This is a genomic window from Oceanobacillus luteolus, from assembly GCF_042678205.1.
GTDB lineage: Bacteria > Bacillota > Bacilli > Bacillales > Amphibacillaceae > Oceanobacillus > Oceanobacillus luteolus.
The window spans coordinates 1-23,166 of record NZ_JBHUDE010000041.1 but is presented as its reverse complement, the minus strand read 5'-3'; the positions used below and the strand labels follow the sequence as shown (position 1 = coordinate 23,166).

The window sequence follows — 23,166 nt, the reverse complement described above, 5'->3', positions numbered from 1 at the left end:
AGTGACCGATGATGATAAATTTTACTCAAAAAAGGATCCAAGCAAAATTTTTTGCTTGGATCCTTTTTAATTACTGTTTTTGGCTAGTTATGTCCCAGCCTCTTTATGCTTATCCAATTATTTTTCCATGAAACTTTCGGTTTCGTGGTCCGTCGAATTCACAAAAATAAATACCTTGCCATGTACCAAGTACAAGTTCTCCTCTTGAGATCACGATGGTTTGAGCATGCCCGACTGTGCTTGTCTTTAGATGGGCAGCTGTATTTCCCTCCATATGTCTATCTTTCGGATGACCCCATGGATACACCTCATCCAGCCTCATCAACATATCGCGCTTTACATCAGGGTCTGCATTTTCATTTACGGTAATTCCTGCAGTCGTATGCAGCGATGAAACAATTAAGATTCCGTTTTGTACGCCAGTCTCCGTAATCCATGTTTCAAGTTCTCGAGTGATCTCAATCATCTCGTCGCGTGCATTGGTACGAAGATGAAATGTCTTTTCCATATTGGACCTCCATTCTAATAGTGTTGATCAGTCTCATCTTATCACAAGTAATGACTTTGATTTACTGATGGAGGTGGACATACATGTAATTAGTTTCCTCTATCTTCAGATTCATTTACTCTCTTCATATATTCTTCCATTCGTTGTCGGTCAGGTTTAATATATAAACCTAAATATTTCCTTTCACGATTGGCATCTTTATAAAATGCAATCATCATCATTATTACAACAATACTAAATGGCAGTGCCGATATGATTGCTGCAGACTGTAAGGCGTTTAAGCCGGTTTCTCCACCTGATAGCAGCAATATATAAGCGATTGCGGAAAGTGCCAGTCCCCAAATGATTTTAATAAAATTAGCAGGTTTCAAATTACCAAAAGATGTTTGCATACCTAAAACAAAAGTGGCAGAGTCCGCGGAAGTAATAAAGAAAGATGCAATCAGTATCAAAGTGAATATGGATAAAATAAGACTGAATGGCAACTCATTGAAAATGCCGAACAATTGTGTTTCCGGTGTCAATTCAAAGATTTGTGGTGCTTTCAGTCCTGTTTCTACTCCGGTCATCCCAAATGCACTGAACCATAATATGCTCACTACAGTAGGCACCACTAAAACTGCAAGAACAAATTCACGGATGCTACGCCCACGTGAGATTCTTGCAATAAATATTCCTACAAATGGACTCCAACTCATCCACCATCCCCAATAATATATCGTCCAAGCATGCATCCAATCACTCTTTTGCTCATTAAGAGGGGCTACATCTAAACTATGGAATATAAGTGTGTTGAGATAATCACCGGTTGCGGTTGTCATCATATTGAGGATGAGTAATGTAGGACCCAGTATCAACATTGCAACAAACAATAGACCTGCCATGATCATGTTCAGATTACTTAAGTATTGGATCCCTTTACTCAATCCACTCCATGCACTATAGATGAACAATATCGTAACGACAGCAATGATAATCCCTTGGACGAATTGACTGTATGGAATACCGAAGAGATAATTCAACCCACCGTTGATTTGCATGGCACCAATACCGAGAGAAACGGCTACACCAATAATGGTTACAAACACGGTTAACACGTCAACAGCTGTACCGATTGGGCCATCTACTTTATTGCCTAAAATTGGTCGCAGCGTCTTCGATATTAAACCAACTTCTCCTTTACGAAATTGTGAGTATGCTAATACAAGCGCAACGATGCCATAAACAGCCCAAGGGTGGAACCCGTAATGCAGAATCGTAGAGCGCATTGATTCCGCTAAAGCTTCCTTTGTCTCCGGATCAGCAGTCGGTGGAGCGAGAAAATGTGAAATAGGTTCAGAAGCACCGTAGAAGACTAAACCGATTCCCATACCAGCACTAAATAACATCGCTAGCCACGAAACAGTTTTAAACTCCGGCCGATCATTCGGTTTACCGAGCTTGAGTTTACCAATTGGACTGATAGCTAAAAATACACAGAAAAATAGAATGACAGTAAATAAAGCCATATAATACCAACCAAATGTGCTGGAAATCCAGATACTGATTTCTTTGGAGATCTCTCCAAAAGCATCGGGAAATACAATACCGAAAAATACAAGTACCCCAACAATGATTGATGCGAAAGTGAATACGTTGGAAAAATTTTCTCTTCTTTTATCCATAAATAGTTTCATCCTTTTCATCGCTTAGTTCAAATTCTGACTTTATGACGTTCAGTTTTTCACATCTTAATCATTACCTTTCCCAATAAGGTAGAAGTTGAAACAGGATAGTGCGGAAGTTATGGAAGATAACTAAAAGTGAAGTTTGAAGGAGTCATTTTGTTTCATTATTTGAATGTTATAAGTGCAGAAGTCAAGGAGCATAAAGAAAATAGCGATAGAACCTTAGGCTCTATCGCTATCGTTTTATGTATTTTTTACGACATGTCTTTTCTGTAATCCAGGTTTTAATTCCGTAATTAAAATGGCAATCATAATTAATAAGGCACCTAAAACCATACGTCCTGATAGCACCTCTTGAAGAATAATTACAGATAAAACCATTCCAAATAAAGCTTCTAAAGATAAAATAATTGCTCCTTTTGTTGCGGTCGTATATTTGAAACCAACATTTTGACAAACATATGCAATTGTAGTTGAAAATACAGCCAAGTAAATGATGGAATAGAAAGCTTCTGATTCAAAGTTTGCAAAGTTCGTTGGAATATCGCCTTGAATAGCGATGGTAATAAGACCGATAGCACCTGCTGTAATGAATTGAACAACAGTTAACGAGATGGCATCTTCTTTTTGCACAAAATGATTCGTATAAAAAATATCAAAAGCAAATGCTACTGCACATGCAAGAGATAATACATCTCCAATATTGATTGTCATTGTCCCTTGCAGTGCTAAAAAGCCAATACCGATAATAGCTAAGAAGGAACCGATGATTTCAAAGCGATCGACTTTCCGCTTGTAAACCACATAGGCAATTACAGGGACGATTACGACATTAACGGCGGTCAAAAATGCATTTTTAGATGGTGTCGTATACTCCAAGCCAACTGTCTGCAAGGCGAATCCGACATATAGAATTGTACCTAAAACTGCACCTTTCCAAAGGATTGCCTTCGAAAATGTTTTGAACTTCTTCCTGAATAATATTGATAGAATGAGAGCGGCTAATATAAACCTGCCGGCCATTACTTGATATGCAGTTAAATACTCCAGTGCAATGGCCGTAACAACAAATCCACTTCCCCACACGATTGCTGTAATGAGCAGCAATCCATCTCCTATGTATTGCTTCATATCTTCTCTCCTAGTCTGGCTCATCTGATTGTTTTTTTCTTCTTCCTAATTATGAATTATAGCAAATTATATCGTGTAATATGATGGCGATTCACTATTTAAACCAATTCTTCTTGTCATACACGGAACTAACTCTTACTCGTATTTTATATAAAGTAAATAAAAGGAGTAATAATGATGTATGACTATCGTCAATGTCCCGAAGACCATTATGCATATACCATTCAGCCGGGAGATACATTGAATTCCATTGCATTTAGGCTGGAGAACAGTGTTTCCAGAATTCTGGCGTCTAATCCGGGAATCGATCCATACAACTTGAGAATAGGACAGATTATATGTATTCCGGCATGTCCGCCAAATCACCGGCCAATCATTATTCAGCCAGGTGACACACTCTATCGGATCTCCCAGCAATACCGTGTCACGATTGCTAGTATTCTTGAGGCAAATCCAAGCGTTGATCCGAACTATCTTAGAGTAGGTCAACGGATTTGCATTCAGACTGCTTGTGCGATGGTATAAGACATCCAATGAAAAAAAGATGTGTAGCACCACACAAATATTGGGAGGGTGCTACGCATCTTTTTTGTTACTGCATTACTTATTTGCTCAAAGATTGAACTTAAGCGGCTTTATGATCAACCTCATCATCCTTATCTCTCTTGCCCCAATAGTTTGCAAGCAGTGGACCTGAAATGTTGTGCCAAACACTGAATATTGCGCCAGGAACTGCTGCGACGGCAGTGAAATGAGCCAGGCCAAGGGAGGCCGCGAGTCCTGAATTTTGCATTCCAACTTCAATGGAAACAGCTTTTACATCTTTAAAATTAAGTTTGAAGAGTTTTGCAGCTAAAAACCCGATGAAATAGCCAATTAAATTATGTAGCACAACTACAGCGAAGATCAGCAAACCAGAAGTCACGATGGAGTCTTTGTTTACAGCAACGACTGCAGATGCCACTCCAATAATCCCGATTACTGAAATAAGCGGTAAGACTGGCGTGCTCTTTTCAACAGCTTTTGTAAATAACATTCTGATAATGATGCCTAAAATAATTGGTATTAATACGACTTTAATGATGGACACGAACATGTCCATAAATGAAACCGAAAGCCATTGACTTGCAAGTAAAAAAGTTAGTGAAGGAGTTAAAATAGGTGCCAATAAGGTAGAAACAGCAGTTATAGTCACAGATAAAGCAGTGTTTCCTTTAGCCATGAATGTCATCACGTTGGAAGATGTGCCTCCTGGACAACAACCAACTAAAATGACCCCAGCAGCTATTTCTGGTGGTAAGTTGAAGGCCTTTGCCAGTGCAAAAGCAGTTAATGGCATGATCGTATACTGTGCAGCTACACCAATCAGGACAATTTTCGGTGCGAGGAAAACTCCTTTAAAATCATTTACAGTAAGAGTCAGCCCCATAGAAAACATGATAATTCCTAATAGAAGTGAAACATGTGGTGCAATCCATGCAAAGCCTTGTGGCATAATAAAACTCAGGATTGCAAATAAAATAACCCATAACGCAAATGTTGTCGTAGCAAAATTACTGATTCTTCCCATTGCTTTCATCCTCTATTCCCTCCTATTGATCATTTCGGTGAAAATGTTTAAAAATTCACTAAGTTGTATAATCTATGATGTTATCACAAAGAATTAATTTAATCTAGTGTATTTTTAAATTATTCTAATGATATAATTTGGTTTTTCCACGCTATATAGGTACAAATACAATTAATAAACGTAAGGAAGATTATAATCGAGATGGAAATATTTTGTAGAAATAAGTATGAATTTCGGTTTCCAATTCTACAAAACTAGTAACAGACTGACAAAACTAGTCAACCAAAAATAGTTATATTTATAGTAAAATAGGCATAGAATAACAGGGTATTTTTTATCAGGATTGTAAGATTACTTACACGACGCGGATACTGAATAAAAAATTGGGGGAAAAAATGTGGAGAAGATGGTCGAGAGAGTCAAATTAGATGAAGAGTGGATCTTATTAATTAAAGCTGCAAAAAATTTAGGTGTCTCTATTGAGGAAATTCGAGAGTTCCTTAATACTACCAAGAAGAATGCTTAAATTTTATTTATTTGATAATTTAAACAGTCCTACCCACCAAAATTATGGTATAATTCCATTGAAAGTAGGTGGAGAACTTGATCGGTGAAAAAATCAAAAAATTACGGCAAGAGAAAAGAATGTCCATTTCAGAATTAGCTGAAAGGGCAGGTGTAGCAAAATCATACTTAAGTTCGATTGAGAGAAACCTTCAAACAAACCCATCGATCCAGTTTATCGAGAAAATCAGCCAAGTGTTAGATGTTTCTGTGAACGACATAATAAATGATAACAATTCAATATTAGAATCAGATCTTGATAGTGAATGGATGAAAATAGTAAAAGAGGCCATGGAATCCGGAGTATCGAAAGAACAATTCAGAGAGTACTTGGAATTCACTAAATGGCGTCAAGAGCAGGATAAATAAGTTTCATTAACCGTTTGGCAATATGCTGAGCGGTTTTTTACTTCTTTATGGAAGTGGGGGAAGGAAAAGTTGGGTTGTATCAGCAATGTGTATGATACAACCCAAATAAACTAACGATGCTGGTCAATTAAAATTGGATTCCCATCTGGATCCTCCAAGGTGATGAATGCTGGACCTTCTGTTGTTTCGTCGGCTTCTTGGATAAGCTTTATCCCGTTTTTCTTTAATTCTTTCTGTAGTTCCCTGACATCTGTAAATTCTTCTAAGTTTTCGGCGTTTTGATCCCAACCTGGATTGAACGTTAAGAGATTTTTATCAAACATTCCTTGGAAGAGGCCAATCACAGTATCACCATTCTTTAAAATCAGCCAATTCTGTTCCATATCTCCACCCAATGTTTTAAAGCCGAGTTTTTCGTAGAATTCTTTTGATTTCTTAATATCTTTTACATTTAAACTGATAGAAAATGCTCCGAGTTCCATTTGTGTCCTCCTATATTAAAATTAATTACGTACATATACTTCTATTATTTTATGTTAAATCCCTTTTAACTATGGAATATTAGATTATAGATTTATGCTATAATGTAAGAAACAATTTTCGGAGGTTATTGATTTGAGTATTCGTTTTGAAGTGACACGGACGTTCCAAGTGTCTAAACAAGAAGCGTATCGTAGCTTACTTGATCTTCAAGCTGCAGAAAAGTGGATGCAGGGCTTGGTTGGGATAGAGCGGCTTGATGAAGGCGAAATGAAAGTCGGCAGTGAATGGAAAGAAACAAGAAAAATGTTTGGACAAGAGGCTTCGGAATATTTCGAAGTGGTCGAACTGGATGAACCGAATAAAATCGTTTATTACGTTGATGGAGCGGGAGGGACAACGGGAAAAGGCGAATACATTTATACATATCTCCTTACCTCGGTCGGGGACGAGACGGAAGTTACACTTCAAGGCGAAATAAAAGGATTAACTGGATTGACCAAGTTATTCGGAAAGCTTATGAAAGGTACGTTTGCAAAAGCTTGTGCAAAGGATATGGACGCATTGAAGAGTTATCTGGAGAAGTAATATCAAGCTTTTAAGTTAATCTTAAGGGAAACTATACATTCTGTTAACGCTGACATTACAATTCCTCATTATAATAAAAGTTAGAGTTAACCCTCTGTGATACCCCCTTTACATAAAAAGACATCTATCTATAACAAGGTAGATGTCTTTTTATATTATTGAAATAATTTAACATTCAAATAATACCCCCTTAATATTCTATTGCTAAAATTGTGTTGCTATAAATAATGGGAGGGAATGACGGAATGAAGAAGTTAGTCTTGCCACTTATGTTGTTGTTATTGCTTATCGTACTTGTCGGTTGTGGGGATGCTGAGGGATCTCCAGAAACAGCCGAAACAGATGAAACGATCGAAACGTTATCTGTTGGATTTGTTCCTTCTAGAGAACCGGACGAAATTATTACTGCGACAGAACCGTTAAAAGATCTTCTAAAAGAAGAATTAGCGTCACTTGGATACGATGTGGAAGAAGTGGAGATTACAGTCGGAACAAACTATGAGGCTGTTGGGGAGGGACTTTCCGCAGGGACAATCGACGTTGGTCTGATACCGGGTGGAACCTATGTTTTATATGATGATGGAGCAGAGGTCATCTTAACTGCCACTCGAGCAGGATTAAATAATGATTCAGATGATGCAAAAGACTGGAATGACAATAAACCTACGGAAGCCTCTGATGAGCAAGTTACATATTATCGTGCTTTGGTCATTGCTGGTCCATCGGAAAAAGGGCAGGAGTTGGCTGAAAAAGTAAATAATGGTGAGGAATTGACTTGGGAAGATGTAAACAGCGCATCATGGGCTGTGATGTCATCGTCTTCTCCAGCAGGTTATATTTACCCTGCGATCTGGTTGGATGATAACTTCGACAAAACGATTACTGATTTAGATAATGTTGTTCAAGTGGACTCTTACGGAAGTGCATTTGCTCGTATGGCAGTTGACCAAATTGATGTCATGGTAACTTATGCCGATGCAAGACGTGATAATGAAGACGCTTGGCAGACTGAATTTGAGCGGGAAGCTAGCATCTGGGACGAAACAAATGTCATTGGTGTGACACCAGGTATTTATAATGACACGATTAGTGTCAGCAAAAATTCGGACATTATGGATGAAGATTTAAAGTCCTCCATTCAGGAAGCATTTATTAATATTGCTGAAACAGATGCAGGAAAAGAAGTGATTTCCATTTATAACCATGAAGGATATCAGGAAGCGACTTCAGCGGATTATGAGAATGAAAGAAAAGCTCAAGAAATCGTGAAAAGCCTTAATTAATATCTTGAAAACTAACATGAGGCTGTCTCAAGAGATTGTCCTTCCACCAGGGAGTCCGTCCGAGAGGCAGTCTCATTAGTCTTTAGATTGGAGATTAAACATGATCGAGTTTATTAATGTGGACAAAGTGTATCCGAACAAGGTCAAAGCTTTACATAATATAAATCTAAAAATCAATCAAGGTGAGTTTGTAGCAATAATCGGTTTATCAGGTGCTGGAAAATCAACGTTGATTCGTTGCATTAATGTGATGCATGAAATATCGAGTGGAGAGCTGATTGTTGATGGTGTCAAAGTCCATGCGCTTAAAGGAAGGGATATTAGAAGTTTCCGCAAGCGGATTGGTATGATTTTTCAATCGTTCAATCTCGTTACGAGAACTACAGCACTGCATAATGTACTCGTTTCATTTGTACCAGAATTATCTTTTTGGAGAAAGCTGACTGGCATCTTTTCAAAAGAACATAAAATTAAGGCATTAACTGCATTGGAACAAGTCGGCATTTTGGATAAAGCTTATGTCCGTGTGGATCAATTTTCAGGTGGTCAGCAGCAACGGGTTGCTTTAGCCAGAACTCTAGCACAAAATCCGGATATCATCCTAGCCGACGAACCTATTGCCTCATTGGATCCAGTTACAGCTAGGCAAGTGATGGATGATTTTAAACGAATCAATAGGGATTTTCGAATTCCTATCATTTTGAATATCCATCATGTGGAAATAGCTTTGGAATATGCGCAGCGAATTGTCGGTGTGAGAGAAGGACAGATTGTTTTTGATGGAAAGGCGGAAGAAGTCACAGAGGAAGTGCTGGATTATATTTATAAGGGACAAGTGGTTACCGGGGATAGGCGAATCATTCAAGGAGAGAAAGTTCATGTATGATAAAATATTTCCTCCAAAAAAATTAGTTTTGCCCAATGGGAAGCTGGTTTTTGAGAAGCGTTCACGTACCCCGTTTATTTTTGCATTGATTTTAATCGCAATATATCTTTCTATCAAATTCACTGGATTTGGGTTCGGTGTGCTGATAACTCGGTGGAAGGAATTTTTCTATATTATTCAGGAGATGATTCCTCCTGACTGGAGTCACATGTCAACAATATGGCAGCCGCTCATCGATACGATAAAAATGTCTTTACTAGGCTCTATTTTAGGATCATTAGGTGCTATTCCTGTTGCTTTTCTTGCTTCTTCCAATGTAATTAAAAATAGACTCATTGTATTTGCAACGAAGTTCTTTCTTAGTATTTTGCGTACAGTTCCTACCTTAGTGACGGCGTTAATAGCAACTTTTATTTTTGGATTAGGGACGTTCGCTGGAACTGTGGCAATTTTTCTATTTACACTTTCTTATGTCGGAAAATTATTATATGAACAGATTGAAAATGTGGAGATGGGTTCCTTTGAAGCAATGGAATCCCTTGGGATGAATCGATTATATGCGTTTCGCTATGCCATCTTTCCGGAGGTCTTACCGAACTACCTATCCACGTCATTATTTTGTTTCGAAGGTAATGTTCGCTATGCTGCTATTTTAGGTTATGTCGGTGCAGGTGGGATCGGATTATTATTGAATGAAGGGCTAGGTTGGCGTGATTATGCTGGTGTAGGCATGATTCTACTGATTCTTATTCTTACCGTGTTCATTATCGAAAGAGTAAGTGAATACTTCCGGAAAAGGCTGATTTAAAGGAGAATAATTGATTATGAATGCAATTGAAAAACAATTATATGCTTCACCTAATCATAGACGTTATATTATTTTTATAACTTCTATTGTTTTACTTTTATTAATCTGGTCAGTTACAACGATTGATTTACAGAACCTGGAGAGTAGCGGGGTTAAGATTGCTTCCAGTATCCTTTCAGGGATTATTAGTCCAGATTTACAATTGCTGTTCACCTTTACCACCGAGGGTGTTCCTTACTTATTAGTAGAAACGATTTCTATTGCATTTTTAGGCACGGTTATAGGTGCCTTTTTAGCTGTGCCACTTGCATTTTTATCCGCATCGAATGTAGTTCCAAGTCCGGTTGCTTGGATTACTAGATTCTTTTTAATTATCATTCGGACGATACCAGCTTTAGTGTACGGGTTGATGTTTATCCGAGTGACAGGACCAGGTCCCTTTGCAGGTGTACTGACCATTGCACTCGTTTCCATTGGAATGTTAGCGAAATTAATGGTGGACGCGATAGAAGATCTTGATACTGGAATCCTGGAGACGATGACCTCGATTGGTAGTACAACTTTTGAAAAGATACGATTCGGTATTATTCCTCAATTGCTGGCTATGTTCCAATCAATCCTCATTTATCGATTTGATATGAATTTACGTGAAGCTTCTGTATTAGGATTGGTAGGAGCAGGAGGTATTGGCGCTCCATTGATTTTTGCAATGAGTGCTTATCGCTGGAATGAAGTTGGCTCCATATTAATTGGGCTAGTTGTATTGATCCTATTGGTGGAACTTGGATCGAATCATTTTCGGAAAAAGTTGGTTAGAGGGTAAGAATAAAGTTAGGAGAAAAGCCTGGCGTACGATTAGCCAGGCTTTAGTCGTTATTCGGAAAGATTGAAAAATAACGAAGTTCCCTGACGACACGTGAGAGCGGCAACCCGACTACGTTATAAAAATCACCATTAATTTTTCGCACGAGCGATGCACCTAGGCTTTGAATTCCATAAGCACCAGCTTTATCATAAGGTTCCTCAGTTGAGATGTACCAATGAATTTCTTCTTCCGTCAACGGTAAAAACTCCACCTCTGTCCGTTCAACAATCATTTTGCTTTCATGGAGAGAACGGAGCATGACACCTGTATACACGTCATGGATATTGCCACTTAACTTTGAAATCATATGATAAGCATCTTCTTTAGATTGAGGTTTTTCAAAGATATTATTTTGATATGCGACAACGGTGTCAGCGGATAAGATTACCTCATTTTCTGAGAGTGAAATATTTTTTGCTTTTAGTGAAGCTAATTGTTCTACTTTTTCTATTGGATCATTACTTGTGATTTTGGATTCATCTACATTAGGGTTTCTTACCGTGAAGGGAATGTTGACTTGTTTCAGTAATTCTTGTCTACGAGGGGATAGGGATCCTAGTATTAATTTATTTGACATCATTGTTCCTCCTCAACTAATTAGTATAGGAATAATTATAGTTGGGATTTTGTTTCATGTAAAATATCGCTGGCCCTTCACACAACAAAGCAGTCCGGAAGCTCTGATCGCTCGGACTGCTTGTTTTTTAAGTGAAATATTCAATTTTAGCTTCGGGGAATAGTTTGTTAATATGACCGCCAATTGTATCTTTAATCGATTCTTGTTCTTCGGTTTGGTAGACGTACTTATGGATTCCATATCTGCCCCATTTCTTTTTTCGTTTCGATTCATCGAGCTCAAGTTTTGTCATAGGATAATTTTGTTGTATGACACGCTTTGCAGGCTGGGTAAACCGATGCTGAATCAATTCGAATGTTAAATCCTTTTTGGCAAATGCGGGTAATGCCTCCGTTAATTTCTCCAGCATTTCACCATAACCTTCTTTCCAGCCTTCATGAAGATAAATTGGAGCTATAATGAACCCAAGCGGATAACCTGCTTCTGCGACTTTCACAGCTGCGTTTATCCGCTCATCAAGCCGAGGTGTGCCGGGCTCAAAATACTTGATGATATAGTCGTCATTTATGCTGAAACGGAAACGTGTTCTGCCGTTATGCTCAGCATCGAGAAGATGATCGACATGTTCGAATTTCGTCACAAACCGCAGCTTCCCATATTTTGATTTTCCAAAGTATTCAATGGCCCGTTTCAATGTGTGGGTTAAATGATCGATGCCGACTATATCGGAAGTACAAGAAGCTTCGAACCGGGTAAAGTCAGGAGCCCGTTCTTGCATATACTCTTCCGCTGCATCAAAAATTTCATCAGTATTTACATATGTTCTGATATAAGGCTTGCTGCCCATCGTTGTTTGCAAATAACAGTAATGGCAATGTCCCATACAGCCGGTTGCGAATGGAATAGCGTATTCCGCCGAAGGTTTTGATGTATCAAATTTCAATGTTTTACGGACACCGACGACCAAGGTAGATTTGGCAATCCGATATTTTTGAAAATGGTTCTCTCCCGGGAGATTACGGATTTGGTTATGGGAGGTCGTTTCCCTTATTTCGATTCCCATATTCTCAAATTTAGACACCAGTTCTTTGCCAAGAGGATAATCCAGAGCGCGTGGTTCTACATAAACAAGCTGGGGCACGAATGGTTTAACCATAAAACCCACCTTCCTGGTAAGTACCAAACGTCTGCTGAAACACTTGCTCCGCTTCCTCTTCTGTTTGAAAAATGGCAACTTCATCCGTTATCGGATAATACGTTTCATGGATGAATAAAGCGGGTTCTCCGGGTTTGTCCGGATTCTCTACAACAGCTGCCTGCTGTACGTTGGCCACGTTCTGAGCGTGGGGATTTCTGATGATAATAAATACAATCTCACCTGGCTGGTAGCTTTCATAAAACTCCATATTTTCACCTGCTTTCATTATATTGGATAGTATCCCACCTAAAATGAGAATTATTTAAAGCTTGGTGATTATAAAAGCAATCAGCTATTAAATTTGGTATGATGAAATTACAACAAAGGTGGTATGAAATTTGAAACTTAATAGAGTGCTGCCCATTTTATTTATGATCATGTTCCTTGTGATGGTTGGTTTTGGCATCATTATCCCTGTATTGCCTTTTTACGCGGAAAACTTAGGTGCTTCTCCAACTGAACTTGGATTATTAATGGCAGTTTATTCATTGATGCAACTTTTCTTTGCCCCGATGTGGGGGAGGATTTCGGATCGGTTTGGCCGTAAACCAGTCATTCTGATAGGAATCTTTGGATTATCGCTATCATTCTTTATGCTCGCATTGTCTACGGAAGTGTGGATGCTGTTTGCTGCGCGGATTGTCGGTGGAATTTTGTCTGCTGCAAATATGCCGACAGTGATGGCTTATGTTGCTGATATTACAACGGAGGAAGAGCGCAGTAAAGGGATGGGAATCATCGGAGTAGCTACAGGGCTGGGCTTCATCTTTGGTCCGGCTATTGGTGGGGTATTTACGAACATCGATCTGCATGCCCCATTCTACCTTGCAGGAGCACTGTCTTTCCTAACGCTGATTTTCGTTATAATCTTTTTGAAAGAATCACTTCCATATTCGAATAGGGAACTTCAAAAGAACAAGAAAAAACAATCGATTGGAAAAGTGATACGTGAACCATTTGCGATGCTATATTTCTTGCAGTTCTTTATCACGTTATCCCTTGCAGGTCTGGAGGCAACATTTGCTTACTTTGCTGCTGTTAAAGCAGGCTTGGATGCGGTCAGTCTTGGCTATATATTTATGATCATGGGTCTGGCCAGTGCAGCTGTCCAAGGAAATATGGGAAAACTGACAAAGAAATTCGGTGAAATAAGAATCATTGAAATTGGAATCATTATCTCAGCACTAGGTTTTGCACTCATTCTATTTACGAATAGTTTTGTTACTGCAGCGATATTCTTAGCAATCTTTGGTGTGGGGAATGGAGTCATCCGGCCAAGTGTTTCTTCCTTGTTAACGAAGAAATCCAAAGCAGGCTATGGTAGTACGACCGGATTTTTATCGTCCTTCGATTCGCTTGGTAGAATTATCGGCCCGGTATTGGGAGGGTTATTATATTCCATGGCTATCGAACTGCCATATATCTCCGGTATTATTATTTCAGTCGTGGCACTCATCTTGTTCCGGGGAAGTGCCCAACAGTTGTTAAAGCGTCAAGCTAGAGGTTAAAAATTTTGAAACGGGAGCAATGTTATGGCGAAGCAAAAATATTATGTCGTCTGGGCTGGTAGAGAACCAGGAATCTATACAAGTTGGGCGGAATGCCAACACCAGACAAAAGGTTTTAATCAAGCAAAGTTCAAATCATATACTAGCCGCGAACAAGCGGAAAAAGCATTTAAAGAAGGCTGGAAAAAACATTGGGGTCAAGGCGGGTCGAATTCTTCTGCTAAAAGCAAAAGGTTCGTTTCCGAGACTCCAGCAGAAATTGATTATGACAGCATTTCTGTTGATGTTGGTACACGGGGAAACCCTGGTCCAGTCGAGTATCAAGGAGTAGATACACGGACAGGGGAAGTCATATTCTCCTATGGCCCGATAAGAAAAGGAACAAATAACTTGGGTGAATTTCTTGCGATTGTACATGCTCTAGCCTATTTACATAAACAGGGAAGCAATAAAACGATTTATACAGATTCTGTAAATGCGATGAAGTGGGTCCGAGAAAAGAAAGTATCAACAACTTTGAAGAGGGATGCATCGACAGAAGAGATATGGACGCTGATTGACCGTGCAATCGACTGGCTCCATCGTCACTCTTATGAAAATAAAATCCTGAAATGGGATACGAAAAGATGGGGCGAGATTAAGGCTGATTACGGAAGAAAATAATGCTCCTTTTCATCTATAAGAAGACAGGTAGAGATACCTGTCTTTTTGTGTGAAATTCTTTATCTGTTAGGAACATCTGGAAAGAGGAAAAGATTAAGTATAGGTAGAAGTTATATATCAAGGAAAAGCGACATGAGAATGGAAAGAAGGGAGTTGGAACATATACAATCAACTATCTGAAGTAGTGAATAAAGCAGCATATCGGGCAATAGGAATGAAATGTTTCGGATTTTATCAATAGGGGGATGAAAATGGGGATTGTAAATAAAAGTATCATCAAAAAAGATGCCTTTAAAGTAGTTGGGATTGAGATTGACTGGCAATCCAATAAAGAGCAACCTTCAGAAAATACAATTGCAAAAACCTGGGATGCCTTTAATGAAAGAAGATCAGAGATCAACCATGCCGTGCCACATCAATCATATGGATTGATGCGTTTTCCAGAAGATTGGAAGGTTGGGGATTCCCACAAGTATATGGCATGTATCGAGGTTAGTGAATTTCCATCTGAACTGCCGAGTGGAATGAAGACGGCAGAAATACCGAGTTATGAATATGCAGTACTTACCTATCAAGGTGTCATTGATGAAATCAGGATAGCAAATGATTATTTGTTTAGTGAATGGGCTCCGACGATAAAAGGGTTTCACTATCAATTTCCTCATTACTTTGAGTTTTACGGTAAGGATTTTACACATAATGATGACCCTGATTGTATATTTGAGCTTTGGGTGCCAATAGTCGGTAAAAGAGAATAAGATGAGTCTAATAATATTTCAAAACAAATTAGTCTAACGGATGAGGTGATGAAACCTATGAAGTTTAACGCAAAAAAGGACACAACATACCGAGTCCTCGTTTGGGGATCGGCTTTACTTTTCTTAGGAATTTCAGTCGGCCTCTTTGTACCAATTTATAACAAAGCTGGATTGGCTGCCAGTTTAATCGTCGGTCTTTTATTTGGGATAAGTGGTTTGATCATCCTATGGTTTTGGTACAGTACGTATTATATATTGACAGATGATACCTTAATCATTAATCTAGGCCCTTTTAAACGTAAAATCGCTCTTCATGCTATTAAAAAGATCGAAAAAACCAATACACAACTTGCATCAGTGGCACTTGCAAAGGAGCGTTACTATTTATATTACAATGCCAATGATTACACCATCATTGCACCTGAGAATATCAATAAGTTCGTACAAATTATTGATGATAAGATTTCTCATTCAGTACAGTTCATAAAATAGAACATTTTACTTCTAGTTGATTTTTAGGATAAAGCCGCAGCTCTCTGCGGCTTTTATTTATAGAAGATGAAGCGATAGTAAGTATAGGGCCGATGATACATGTCATTCCTTCTTGAAGACCATGTTGTCAATCTATCTTTACCACTATTGGTATGGTAAAATAACCTCGTAATCTTCATCACAAGGAAGGGTTGATCAGATGAGAGGGGACAAATCATGGTACCAATTAGATAATGCTGGGAAATTGTATTCCTCTATCATATCCTCCCGTGCAACTACTTTATTCCGCTTGTCTGCAACATTGACAAGCCCAATCTATCCAGATTTATTGCAAGAGGCTTTGGAATTGACGTTACAACGTTTTCCATTTTTTAAAGTGCAATTAAAGCAAGGATTTTTTTGGTATTACTTTGAAGGAACAGATCAAATGCCTCAAGTGGAAAAAGAGAGGTATTACCCATGCATGAGTTTATCGATTAAAAAGCGTGGCTCTTTTCCATATCGGGTATATTATTATAATAACAGAATCGCCCTGGAGCTATCCCATAGTATGACAGATGGGACTGGGGGGCTGAAGTTTTTAGGTGAGCTCGTCAAGCAATACTTGCATTTGAAGGAAGGCATTCCGATTGAGCAAGAGGAGATAAGTGATGAGCAGTTGGAGGCGGAAACGGAGAATGGTTTCCGGAGATATTATGATAAAAGTATACCGGCACCGAAGACCAAGTTGGGAAACTCTTTTAAACTGCCCTTGGAATTAGATAAAAAAGGGTATTATCATATCGTTACCGGAATCATACCTGTAGAGGCTTTAAAGAAAAAAGCAAAGGAATATGATGTATCGATTACAATATTCCTCACTGCGATTTATATCCAAAGTTTGTTGACGATTCAAGAAAGAACATCAAGACGTAAGCGGCCGGTCGTTATCAATGTACCTGTAAATATGCGGTCGTACTTTCCAAGTGACACGATGCGAAACTTCTTTGTAAGTATTACACCTTCGATTGATGCAAGGCTTGGTAAATATGAATTTGAAGAAATAATCCAGGAAGTGAAAATCGAATTTAGCCGATTATTGACGCCAAAAAAATTAAAACAGTACATCAAACAGAGTGTCATTAGTGAGAAATCATTAATGTTGCGATTAATGCCATCACCGATCAAGGATATGGTCGCTCCATCGATATATTCCTTTTTTGGTGAAGGACAATATACGAGTGGCTTATCCAACTTAGGGATTGTACGTGTGCCTAGTGAAATGGAGAAATACATTGAAAGAGTGGAGTGCTATCCACCGCCGAGTATTGGCAACAAAGTGAAGGCCATACTGACGAGCTATAAAGAACATATGTACATTTCATTTGGGAACTTATCAAAAGACCGTATGCTTGAGCGAGAATTTTTCCGTAGCATCCGTGAGCTAGGAATACAAGTTACAATTGAAACAAACGATGAGGAGAATGAAGATGGCCTATTGTCCGAAATGCGGAATTAGAGTGGAGAGGGATAACCGGCCATGTCCACTTTGCAGTTTCCCTATTCCGAAAGTCAATGAAGATGGTGAAGAGGTTGTCAGAGTAAGAAAGTTTCCTAAAACGACCAACCCTTATCCAAGCTATATGAGACGGGTACTGAACCGTATTTTTATATTTATTACACTGTTAGTATTCGTAGCTGTCAGTCTCATGGCTTATATCGATTATGAATTAAATGAAATGTTCACATGGTCCAGATACAGTAATTTAAGTGTTCTTGCAGGTTGGGGATTCATATTCTTTACTTTTGGTTATGTGAAAAATTATTATAAAGTGCTGATTGGGATTGGTTTGGATATGCTCATCCTGCTATTCGGATTAGATCTGTTTAACGGCAGCCTGGATTGGTTCATCCCACTGGCATTTCCGATTGTAACCGGAACAACGGTCGTGGCCATCCTTTACTGGAGTGTAGTCCGGGCGTTATCGGTCAGAGGCTTTAATGTGATAGGCTTCTTTTTTATAGCCGCAGTCATTCTCATCATGTGGATCAATTTCTTCATCCAAAATTACCAAAACAAGACAGATCCGTTAAATTGGCTGATTGTTACAGTCCTGCAATTGTTGCCGGTCCTGTTGATTATGCTTTATGTAAAATATGGGATGCCGGAACGAATCAAACAAAAAATTGCCAGGAAGTTTCATTTATAAAAATTGGAAATTTTTGCTTAATAAAAGACAATTAGTGATATAATGATGACAAGTGCATAAGGCTATCAGGGTGGTGGCTCACTCCCTTTTAGAAAGGGGGTGTTGCCTATGACGGTTTATGAAGCAATGGTTGTGATGATTTCCTTTGGGAGTCTCATTGTTGCGATACTGTCAATTAACGATAAAAAATAACCACCCTTAGCCTGACAAGCAATTAGCGGTGGTTATTTTTAACACTCTATTGTGAGTCGCCCCTTGAAGGGCTGTATGCACTTACCGTTTGGTGTTCCCGCACCAAACGGTTTTTTATATTATATGTTTATCTGCTATTAGTATAACCGATTTTCATATAAAAGAAAACATCTATATACCCATAGGCACTATGGCTTGTTAATAAACAAGATACGTTATAATAAATAGTAAGATATCGATGAACGGGTGATGAGAATGAATGAAGGAAAACAGATTTTAATTATTGAAGATGATCCAGAAATCAGTATGCTGCTGCAAGTGATACTATCCAAGTCCAATCTAAGCCCTGTTGCAGCATATTCTGGTACGGAAGGTTTATTACACCTACAAAATAATTCGTTTGATTTAATTTTACTTGATTTAATGCTGCCGGGAAAAAGCGGTGAAGAATTAATCAAAGAAATCAGAGAAAAAAGCTCGATTCCGATCATCGTCATCTCAGCAAAGGTAGCTGTGGAGGATAAAGTGCAAGTATTGAAAATCGGAGCGGATGATTACATAACAAAGCCATTTCATCAGGAAGAAGTGCTTGCTCGTGTGGAAGTTCAGCTACGAAAAGCAAAAAATGATCCGCTGGAAACAGCTCAAATGGAATGGCGTGGGCTTACCATCGATAAAGATAAACGTTCCGTGACATTGAAAGGAAAAGAACTGCAGTTGACGAACGCTGAGTTCGATATTTTAAACTTATTTATGGATAAACCGGAGCATGCTTTCTCCAAGAAAGAGATTTATGAAAATGTTTGGAGCGGGACTTACTATGGAGACGATAATACGATCAGTGTCCACGTCTCCAATCTCCGCAAGAAAATGGCGGAAGTTACGGAAGAAGAATATATCAAAACAATTTGGGGCGTCGGCTTTATGCTGGTTTAATTCGCAAACATTCTTTATGATTTCTTTATGTTTTGCTTAAAGGATTTTAAAGACTTCTGCGCTAAACTTAAGTAAAGAAATACGGTGAAGGAGTCAATGTGATGGATACGATTGTTCAGACATACCGATTAACGAAAAGATTTAAAGATGCAGAAGTTATCAAGCCACTAGATTTTACGTTAAAAAAAGGAGAGATTTGTGCACTCATTGGAAAAAATGGGGCAGGTAAGTCGACGATTTTTAAAATGCTTTCCGGACAAATCAAACCGACAAGTGGAGATATGCAGTTGTTTGGCAAAACAGGTAAGAAAAAAGCTCGTGCGAGAAAGAGAATGGGCTTTATGATTGAAACTCCTGCCTTTTTTCCTGATTTCACTGCACAACAAAACTTGGAATATTTCCGGATTCAACGTGGCGTAGTGGATAAACAGCGCATTCATGAAGTGCTCGAAATTGTAGATTTGGCGAAAGAGAAGAAGAAAAAATTTAAAGAATACTCCATGGGGATGAAGCAGCGATTAGGTATTGCCCTATGTCTTTTAAGCAGTCCGGATTGCTTAGTGCTCGATGAACCGATTAATGGTTTGGATGCAGAAGGAATTATGGAAATCCGTAAGCTTTTGACGAAGCTTAACCAGGAAAAACATATAACGATATTGATTTCCAGCCATATTTTAACGGAATTAGAATTACTCGCCACCCGTTTTGTGTTCATCAAAAATGGGGTAGTCGTCGATGATTTGAGCAAAGAAGCATTAGTGGATAAGAGCAGGAAACAAATATTGTTGAAAGTGGATGATCCTGCTAAAGCTGCAAGAGTTTTAGAACAGGCATATGTAGATCTCCAGTATCAAGTTCTCCCTGATCAAGTAATAACGATCCAAAATTATGCAGAAAAAGCTGGAGAAATAAATCGTCTTTTAGTGGACAGTGGTGTCTTCGTACGAGAGTTCCGTACCGAAACATTGAAGCTGGAAGAATATTTCTTAGGATTAGTGGAGGGGGAACAACAATGATAAATTATATGAAAAGTGAGTATTATCGTCTCTTTCGTCAGAAAGGCTTGTATATCACAAGTGTGATCTGTTTTTTATTGATTGCTGCTGCTGCCGCTGTCCTTTATTATTTTGGACAATCCGATCCGAATTTCCCTTATAATACTGGCGAATTTTTCTACTCTAATGTAATTGGCAGTGGTTTACTGATCGTACTCGTAGGGATAATCTTTAATTCAACTCTTACTGGTAAAGATATGTCTTTAATTAAGCAATCTGTTTCTTTCGGCATATCCCGTAAAATAATTTTCTGGTCCAAGCTCATCATTACTTTAAGTTGTTTTCTAGCAGTATGTGCTGTTGGGATACTTTTTATGATTGTACTAGGTGAGAATATGTTCCCTAGTGATCAACAGTCTGTCAGACATTTTCTAATTGCGAGTGTGAATATGGCTCCGCTTATTCTAAGTGGATTCTTTCTGACTCATGCGTTAAAAATGATGAAGGTTGGAGATATATACATCATTTTTGTACTGTTATTTATTTATGGATTTTCCAGTAATCTACTTCGGAATCTGTTTCGTCCAGTTACAGGCTTAAACGAGATATATAAATATACACCAAATACATTATTAAATGATAACTTAATGCACTTTATGGATGGTACAGTTCAATTTGAGTATCTATATTGGATTATAGGCATAGTAATCTCTGTGATTGCCATCCTGATAGGAGCAAAAAAGTTCAAAAATCAAAGTATTGATTGACTGAGAAGGGATGAATGAATGTGGGCAGCTGGTTGATTATCACGATATTGCTTTTACTGCTGATTGTTACGTTTGCGCGACTTCTGCTATTTCATTGGGATATTAAAAACATGACCAAACAATTGGATGATATCATTGAAAATTTTGGTACAAATGAATTAGTTCGCACGAGTACGCATCACAAAAACGTGACGAAGTTTACAGCTAAAATCAATCAGCTCATTCATTTATTCAAGCAAGATCAGCAGCATACGTTAAATAGGGAAAAGAATCTGAAACAGGAAATAACGAATATTTCACATGATTTTCGGACACCATTAACGTCGATCAAGGGATTTACGGAATTATTGTCTGAACCATCTTTATCAGAAACTCAAAGGAAAGAATTTTTAACGATTATTGAAAAGAAAATCGATAATCTTACGATGAAGGTTGATTTATTTTACGAGCTTTCCCAATTGGACTCTTCAGATAAACAACTCATAATGGAAAAGCAATCTTTGGACCACATCGTTGTAGATACGATGTTGCTCTTTTATGGCGACTTTGAAAAGAAACAAATTAAGGTAGAGATGAGCGTACTGTTTCGCCAATTTTAGCTGACAAGAAAGCGGTGGACCGGATTGTAGCAAATATCATCCAAAATGCAATAACGTATGCGAAAAGTTATTTCAAAATCAGTTTTGTAGAGGAAGAGGAAGTTATCCGTTTGAGGGCAGTGAATGACGTGGAGGAAATAAATGTTACATCCCTGCAGCGGATCTTTGACCGTACCGTCAGGCTTGATTCCAGTCGGACTGGTAATCAGCTTGGATTAGGTCTTCACATCGTACAGCAGCTTGTCACTAAACAGGGAGGAACAGCAGTTGCTGACGTTCATGACAATGAATATAATTGAAATATCATTTAGAAAGTGGGATTAGGCAGAGGATGACCCCCTGCCTAATCTTTTTATTTTTCCCAAAGTTCGATTAGTCTACCATCTGGATCCTTAATCCAGATAAATTTTCCGTATTCTGTATCTTCTTTTTTCTTCTCCAGAGGTACACCGACTTGTTCAAGATGGTGAATCATTTCGTCCAGATCATGAACTTGGAAATTTAACATCACTTGCTGATTTGTCGGAAAATAACTGTCATCCTCGGTAAAAAAGGAAAAAATCATCTCAGTCCCTGGTTCAGGCTTCATTACTGTTCCATTCCAGTTTTCTACGTCAATCTTCAATACCTTGCTGTACCATCTTTTAACTTCATCAAGATTTTTAGTTCTCCAAAATATGCCACCTACCCCTTTTATCATTTTTTCGCCCCTCCTTTGTTCTTTACTTTACTCAGCTGAAATTAAGTGTACCAATATTCACATAAGATGAACAATTAAAGAATGTATTAAGATATTTTTGGAGTGGGTAATAAATCTTTTATTAGAGGGAATACCACTAACAGGAGGAATGTCTAATGAAAAATAAACCCGGACGCGAACGTAAAACAACAGAAGAAGCGAATCTTGAGTTGAACAAAAAGATTGGCGGTGAAGATGAAGAAAGTCATCGGATGGACTCACCTCCATATTCGAGTATTTATAATGCAGCATATGGAGTGAGTTATGTTAAAGATGAAAAGGACGAAGAAGACCGGAAGAATATGAGAGACGAGGAAAATTGGTGAAGTTAAGATTTAACAGGTGAAAGAGCATGTTTGGACTTTAACATGCTCTTTTCTTATTTCATAAGTAACGCTGTTACCTATTTCTGCATTCAACTTATTCACGTAAATAGATTCGGGGAGAACATGTTTTAGAAAGAAACATGGAGGGAAGAAAAAGAACAAGAAGGGAGTAGACACGATGGATAATGGATTTAAAGATAAAGTGGACGGAACGGTTGATAAAGCAAAAGGTGAAGCAAAAGATCAGTGGGGTAAAGCCACAGAGGACTTTTCCAAGCAAGCAGAAGGAAAAGTGGATAAAGCAAAAGGTAATGTGAAAAAACGAGTTGGAGATCTGAAAGGGGATAATCATGATTCTTTACATCGGAGATAACTTATATGGAAAGTCCAAAAAGTGGTATTCGTCGGGAGTGTAAAATAAACTGTGTAAGTGAGAGAGCGTACGGCTCTTGCTTCGCAGTTTATTTTTTTATTGTTAGAATAAACATATAAGATTGGGAGGTTATTC

The 23,166-nt window shown here is 38.4% G+C and carries 31 protein-coding genes; 22 read left to right on the top strand and 9 right to left on the bottom strand.

Features of this window, described 5'->3' with window-relative positions; translation table 11 throughout:
• Positions 1-109: 109 nt before the first annotated feature.
• The 3 genes from ACFSBH_RS09070 to ACFSBH_RS09060 all read right to left on the bottom strand — a co-directional run bounded on the left by ACFSBH_RS09070 (position 110) and on the right by ACFSBH_RS09060 (position 3,306).
• A complete protein-coding gene (locus ACFSBH_RS09070) occupies positions 110-508 on the bottom strand; it encodes a secondary thiamine-phosphate synthase enzyme YjbQ (RefSeq protein ID WP_379597164.1) in 399 nt (132 codons plus the stop codon).
• Positions 509-597: 89 nt separating this feature from the next.
• The gene (locus ACFSBH_RS09065; RefSeq protein WP_251516619.1) at positions 598-2,172 is read right to left on the bottom strand and encodes a BCCT family transporter; all 1,575 of its coding nucleotides are present in this window, start codon (positions 2,170-2,172) and stop codon (positions 598-600) included.
• Positions 2,173-2,418: 246 nt separating this feature from the next.
• Positions 2,419-3,306 carry a DMT family transporter gene (locus ACFSBH_RS09060; protein WP_379597161.1) on the bottom strand — a complete coding sequence of 296 codons (888 nt, stop codon included), beginning with the start codon at positions 3,304-3,306 and terminating at the stop codon, positions 2,419-2,421.
• A gap of 177 nt (positions 3,307-3,483) precedes the next feature.
• Here ACFSBH_RS09060 and ACFSBH_RS09055 point away from each other — a divergent pair, with 177 nt between their 5' ends.
• The gene (locus tag ACFSBH_RS09055) at positions 3,484-3,831 is read left to right on the top strand and encodes a LysM peptidoglycan-binding domain-containing protein (protein ID WP_379597159.1); all 348 of its coding nucleotides are present in this window, start codon (positions 3,484-3,486) and stop codon (positions 3,829-3,831) included.
• A gap of 100 nt (positions 3,832-3,931) precedes the next feature.
• Here the strand turns inward: ACFSBH_RS09055 and ACFSBH_RS09050 are convergent, their stop codons facing one another.
• On the bottom strand, positions 3,932-4,885 hold the full coding sequence (locus ACFSBH_RS09050; protein ID WP_379597157.1) for a bile acid:sodium symporter family protein: 954 nt from the start codon (positions 4,883-4,885) through the stop codon (positions 3,932-3,934).
• A gap of 397 nt (positions 4,886-5,282) precedes the next feature.
• Between ACFSBH_RS09050 and ACFSBH_RS09045 the strand changes: the two genes are divergently transcribed.
• Both ACFSBH_RS09045 and ACFSBH_RS09040 read left to right on the top strand, forming a co-directional pair.
• On the top strand, positions 5,283-5,402 hold the full coding sequence (locus ACFSBH_RS09045) for an anti-repressor SinI family protein (RefSeq protein WP_251516672.1): 120 nt from the start codon (positions 5,283-5,285) through the stop codon (positions 5,400-5,402).
• A gap of 77 nt (positions 5,403-5,479) precedes the next feature.
• Positions 5,480-5,809, top strand: coding sequence for a helix-turn-helix domain-containing protein (locus tag ACFSBH_RS09040; protein ID WP_379597155.1), 330 nt, complete (start codon positions 5,480-5,482; stop codon positions 5,807-5,809).
• Positions 5,810-5,919: 110 nt separating this feature from the next.
• On the opposite strand, the gene ACFSBH_RS09035 is transcribed toward ACFSBH_RS09040, so the two are convergent.
• Entirely contained in the window at positions 5,920-6,291 is a 372-nt protein-coding gene (locus ACFSBH_RS09035) for a VOC family protein (protein ID WP_379597153.1), read from the bottom strand.
• Between the two features lie 133 nt (positions 6,292-6,424).
• On the opposite strand from ACFSBH_RS09035, the gene ACFSBH_RS09030 reads away from it, so the two are divergent.
• The 5 genes from ACFSBH_RS09030 to phnE (ACFSBH_RS09010) all read left to right on the top strand — a co-directional run bounded on the left by ACFSBH_RS09030 (position 6,425) and on the right by phnE (ACFSBH_RS09010) (position 10,677).
• A complete protein-coding gene (locus tag ACFSBH_RS09030; protein WP_379597151.1) occupies positions 6,425-6,877 on the top strand; it encodes an SRPBCC family protein in 453 nt (150 codons plus the stop codon).
• A gap of 245 nt (positions 6,878-7,122) precedes the next feature.
• On the top strand, positions 7,123-8,160 hold the full coding sequence (locus ACFSBH_RS09025) for a phosphate/phosphite/phosphonate ABC transporter substrate-binding protein (protein WP_379597149.1): 1,038 nt from the start codon (positions 7,123-7,125) through the stop codon (positions 8,158-8,160).
• A 100-nt stretch (positions 8,161-8,260) separates the two neighbouring features.
• A complete protein-coding gene (gene phnC, locus ACFSBH_RS09020; RefSeq protein WP_379597147.1) occupies positions 8,261-9,046 on the top strand; it encodes a phosphonate ABC transporter ATP-binding protein in 786 nt (261 codons plus the stop codon).
• Entirely contained in the window at positions 9,039-9,854 is an 816-nt protein-coding gene (gene phnE / locus ACFSBH_RS09015) for a phosphonate ABC transporter, permease protein PhnE (RefSeq protein WP_251516642.1), read from the top strand. Before phnC ends, phnE (ACFSBH_RS09015) begins: the two co-directional genes overlap by 8 nt.
• A gap of 16 nt (positions 9,855-9,870) precedes the next feature.
• Positions 9,871-10,677: a phosphonate ABC transporter, permease protein PhnE gene (phnE, locus tag ACFSBH_RS09010; RefSeq protein ID WP_251516645.1), complete on the top strand. Its 807-nt coding sequence runs from the start codon at positions 9,871-9,873 to the stop codon at positions 10,675-10,677.
• 43 nt (positions 10,678-10,720) lie between these two features.
• Here the strand turns inward: phnE (ACFSBH_RS09010) and ACFSBH_RS09005 are convergent, their stop codons facing one another.
• The 3 genes from ACFSBH_RS09005 to ACFSBH_RS08995 form a co-directional block, all read right to left on the bottom strand.
• A complete protein-coding gene (locus ACFSBH_RS09005; protein WP_251516646.1) occupies positions 10,721-11,296 on the bottom strand; it encodes a Maf family protein in 576 nt (191 codons plus the stop codon).
• A gap of 127 nt (positions 11,297-11,423) precedes the next feature.
• Positions 11,424-12,452, bottom strand: a complete 1,029-nt coding sequence (gene splB, locus ACFSBH_RS09000) for a spore photoproduct lyase (protein WP_379597144.1) — start codon at positions 12,450-12,452, stop codon at positions 11,424-11,426.
• Positions 12,445-12,702 carry a transcriptional regulator SplA domain-containing protein gene (locus tag ACFSBH_RS08995; protein ID WP_251516652.1) on the bottom strand — a complete coding sequence of 86 codons (258 nt, stop codon included), beginning with the start codon at positions 12,700-12,702 and terminating at the stop codon, positions 12,445-12,447. Before ACFSBH_RS08995 ends, splB begins: the two co-directional genes overlap by 8 nt.
• A 130-nt stretch (positions 12,703-12,832) precedes the next feature.
• Between ACFSBH_RS08995 and ACFSBH_RS08990 the strand changes: the two genes are divergently transcribed.
• From ACFSBH_RS08990 to ACFSBH_RS08935, 12 genes are all read left to right on the top strand, one after another.
• The gene (locus ACFSBH_RS08990; RefSeq protein WP_379597141.1) at positions 12,833-14,002 is read left to right on the top strand and encodes an MFS transporter; all 1,170 of its coding nucleotides are present in this window, start codon (positions 12,833-12,835) and stop codon (positions 14,000-14,002) included.
• A 24-nt stretch (positions 14,003-14,026) separates the two neighbouring features.
• On the top strand, positions 14,027-14,665 hold the full coding sequence (gene rnhA, locus ACFSBH_RS08985) for a ribonuclease H (protein ID WP_251516658.1): 639 nt from the start codon (positions 14,027-14,029) through the stop codon (positions 14,663-14,665).
• Positions 14,666-14,916: 251 nt separating this feature from the next.
• Positions 14,917-15,423: a GyrI-like domain-containing protein gene (locus tag ACFSBH_RS08980; RefSeq protein WP_251515614.1), complete on the top strand. Its 507-nt coding sequence runs from the start codon at positions 14,917-14,919 to the stop codon at positions 15,421-15,423.
• Positions 15,424-15,480: 57 nt separating this feature from the next.
• The gene (locus tag ACFSBH_RS08975; protein ID WP_251515612.1) at positions 15,481-15,915 is read left to right on the top strand and encodes a PH domain-containing protein; all 435 of its coding nucleotides are present in this window, start codon (positions 15,481-15,483) and stop codon (positions 15,913-15,915) included.
• A 199-nt stretch (positions 15,916-16,114) separates the two neighbouring features.
• Positions 16,115-17,413: an alcohol acetyltransferase gene (locus ACFSBH_RS08970; protein WP_251515610.1), complete on the top strand. Its 1,299-nt coding sequence runs from the start codon at positions 16,115-16,117 to the stop codon at positions 17,411-17,413.
• A 1-nt stretch (position 17,414) separates the two neighbouring features.
• Complete coding sequence (locus ACFSBH_RS08965) at positions 17,415-18,104, top strand: DUF6320 domain-containing protein (RefSeq protein WP_379597138.1); 690 nt, start codon at positions 17,415-17,417, stop codon at positions 18,102-18,104.
• Between the two features lie 108 nt (positions 18,105-18,212).
• Positions 18,213-18,296, top strand: a complete 84-nt coding sequence (locus ACFSBH_RS08960; protein WP_379597166.1) for a putative holin-like toxin — start codon at positions 18,213-18,215, stop codon at positions 18,294-18,296.
• A gap of 255 nt (positions 18,297-18,551) precedes the next feature.
• Positions 18,552-19,232 (top strand): response regulator transcription factor, encoded by a 681-nt coding sequence (locus ACFSBH_RS08955; protein ID WP_251515606.1) that lies wholly within the window; start codon positions 18,552-18,554, stop codon positions 19,230-19,232.
• Between the two features lie 101 nt (positions 19,233-19,333).
• Positions 19,334-20,248: an ATP-binding cassette domain-containing protein gene (locus ACFSBH_RS08950; protein WP_251515604.1), complete on the top strand. Its 915-nt coding sequence runs from the start codon at positions 19,334-19,336 to the stop codon at positions 20,246-20,248.
• Positions 20,245-20,994 (top strand): ABC transporter permease, encoded by a 750-nt coding sequence (locus tag ACFSBH_RS08945; protein WP_379597135.1) that lies wholly within the window; start codon positions 20,245-20,247, stop codon positions 20,992-20,994. Before ACFSBH_RS08950 ends, ACFSBH_RS08945 begins: the two co-directional genes overlap by 4 nt.
• Positions 20,995-21,014: 20 nt before the next feature.
• Positions 21,015-21,593 (top strand): sensor histidine kinase, encoded by a 579-nt coding sequence (locus ACFSBH_RS08940; RefSeq protein WP_379597133.1) that lies wholly within the window; start codon positions 21,015-21,017, stop codon positions 21,591-21,593.
• A 14-nt stretch (positions 21,594-21,607) separates the two neighbouring features.
• Positions 21,608-21,892, top strand: coding sequence for an ATP-binding protein (locus tag ACFSBH_RS08935; protein ID WP_379597131.1), 285 nt, complete (start codon positions 21,608-21,610; stop codon positions 21,890-21,892).
• Between the two features lie 53 nt (positions 21,893-21,945).
• Here ACFSBH_RS08935 and ACFSBH_RS08930 read toward each other — a convergent pair whose 3' ends face one another.
• Positions 21,946-22,293 carry a VOC family protein gene (locus tag ACFSBH_RS08930; protein ID WP_379597129.1) on the bottom strand — a complete coding sequence of 116 codons (348 nt, stop codon included), beginning with the start codon at positions 22,291-22,293 and terminating at the stop codon, positions 21,946-21,948.
• A gap of 155 nt (positions 22,294-22,448) precedes the next feature.
• Here ACFSBH_RS08930 and ACFSBH_RS08925 point away from each other — a divergent pair, with 155 nt between their 5' ends.
• Both ACFSBH_RS08925 and ACFSBH_RS08920 read left to right on the top strand, forming a co-directional pair.
• A complete protein-coding gene (locus tag ACFSBH_RS08925; protein WP_379597127.1) occupies positions 22,449-22,658 on the top strand; it encodes a hypothetical protein in 210 nt (69 codons plus the stop codon).
• Positions 22,659-22,836: 178 nt separating this feature from the next.
• Positions 22,837-23,031 (top strand): CsbD family protein, encoded by a 195-nt coding sequence (locus tag ACFSBH_RS08920; RefSeq protein ID WP_379597125.1) that lies wholly within the window; start codon positions 22,837-22,839, stop codon positions 23,029-23,031.
• The last annotated feature ends 135 nt before the right edge of the window (positions 23,032-23,166 follow it).

Bases quoted from the DNA above. Each gene is read 5' to 3' on its own strand.
- ACFSBH_RS09005 (WP_251516646.1), bottom strand. From the start codon at position 11,296: ATGTCAAATAAATTAATACTAGGATCCCTATCCCCTCGTAGACAAGAA.
- ACFSBH_RS09025 (WP_379597149.1), top strand. From the start codon at position 7,123: ATGAAGAAGTTAGTCTTGCCACTTATGTTGTTGTTATTGCTTATCGTA.
- splB (WP_379597144.1), bottom strand. From the start codon at position 12,452: ATGGTTAAACCATTCGTGCCCCAGCTTGTTTATGTAGAACCACGCGCT.
- ACFSBH_RS08955 (WP_251515606.1), top strand. From the start codon at position 18,552: ATGAATGAAGGAAAACAGATTTTAATTATTGAAGATGATCCAGAAATC.
- ACFSBH_RS08945 (WP_379597135.1), top strand. From the start codon at position 20,245: ATGATAAATTATATGAAAAGTGAGTATTATCGTCTCTTTCGTCAGAAA.
- ACFSBH_RS08960 (WP_379597166.1), top strand. From the start codon at position 18,213: ATGACGGTTTATGAAGCAATGGTTGTGATGATTTCCTTTGGGAGTCTC.
- ACFSBH_RS09035 (WP_379597153.1), bottom strand. From the start codon at position 6,291: ATGGAACTCGGAGCATTTTCTATCAGTTTAAATGTAAAAGATATTAAG.
- phnC (WP_379597147.1), top strand. From the start codon at position 8,261: ATGATCGAGTTTATTAATGTGGACAAAGTGTATCCGAACAAGGTCAAA.
- ACFSBH_RS09060 (WP_379597161.1), bottom strand. From the start codon at position 3,306: ATGAAGCAATACATAGGAGATGGATTGCTGCTCATTACAGCAATCGTG.
- phnE (WP_251516645.1), top strand. From the start codon at position 9,871: ATGAATGCAATTGAAAAACAATTATATGCTTCACCTAATCATAGACGT.
- ACFSBH_RS08975 (WP_251515612.1), top strand. From the start codon at position 15,481: ATGAAGTTTAACGCAAAAAAGGACACAACATACCGAGTCCTCGTTTGG.
- ACFSBH_RS09050 (WP_379597157.1), bottom strand. From the start codon at position 4,885: ATGAAAGCAATGGGAAGAATCAGTAATTTTGCTACGACAACATTTGCG.
- ACFSBH_RS08925 (WP_379597127.1), top strand. From the start codon at position 22,449: ATGAAAAATAAACCCGGACGCGAACGTAAAACAACAGAAGAAGCGAAT.
- phnE (WP_251516642.1), top strand. From the start codon at position 9,039: ATGTATGATAAAATATTTCCTCCAAAAAAATTAGTTTTGCCCAATGGG.
- ACFSBH_RS08950 (WP_251515604.1), top strand. From the start codon at position 19,334: ATGGATACGATTGTTCAGACATACCGATTAACGAAAAGATTTAAAGAT.
- ACFSBH_RS08920 (WP_379597125.1), top strand. From the start codon at position 22,837: ATGGATAATGGATTTAAAGATAAAGTGGACGGAACGGTTGATAAAGCA.
- ACFSBH_RS09065 (WP_251516619.1), bottom strand. From the start codon at position 2,172: ATGGATAAAAGAAGAGAAAATTTTTCCAACGTATTCACTTTCGCATCA.
- ACFSBH_RS09055 (WP_379597159.1), top strand. From the start codon at position 3,484: ATGTATGACTATCGTCAATGTCCCGAAGACCATTATGCATATACCATT.
- ACFSBH_RS08970 (WP_251515610.1), top strand. From the start codon at position 16,115: ATGAGAGGGGACAAATCATGGTACCAATTAGATAATGCTGGGAAATTG.
- ACFSBH_RS08930 (WP_379597129.1), bottom strand. From the start codon at position 22,293: ATGATAAAAGGGGTAGGTGGCATATTTTGGAGAACTAAAAATCTTGAT.
- ACFSBH_RS09045 (WP_251516672.1), top strand. From the start codon at position 5,283: ATGGTCGAGAGAGTCAAATTAGATGAAGAGTGGATCTTATTAATTAAA.
- ACFSBH_RS08995 (WP_251516652.1), bottom strand. From the start codon at position 12,702: ATGGAGTTTTATGAAAGCTACCAGCCAGGTGAGATTGTATTTATTATC.
- rnhA (WP_251516658.1), top strand. From the start codon at position 14,027: ATGGCGAAGCAAAAATATTATGTCGTCTGGGCTGGTAGAGAACCAGGA.
- ACFSBH_RS09070 (WP_379597164.1), bottom strand. From the start codon at position 508: ATGGAAAAGACATTTCATCTTCGTACCAATGCACGCGACGAGATGATT.
- ACFSBH_RS08980 (WP_251515614.1), top strand. From the start codon at position 14,917: ATGGGGATTGTAAATAAAAGTATCATCAAAAAAGATGCCTTTAAAGTA.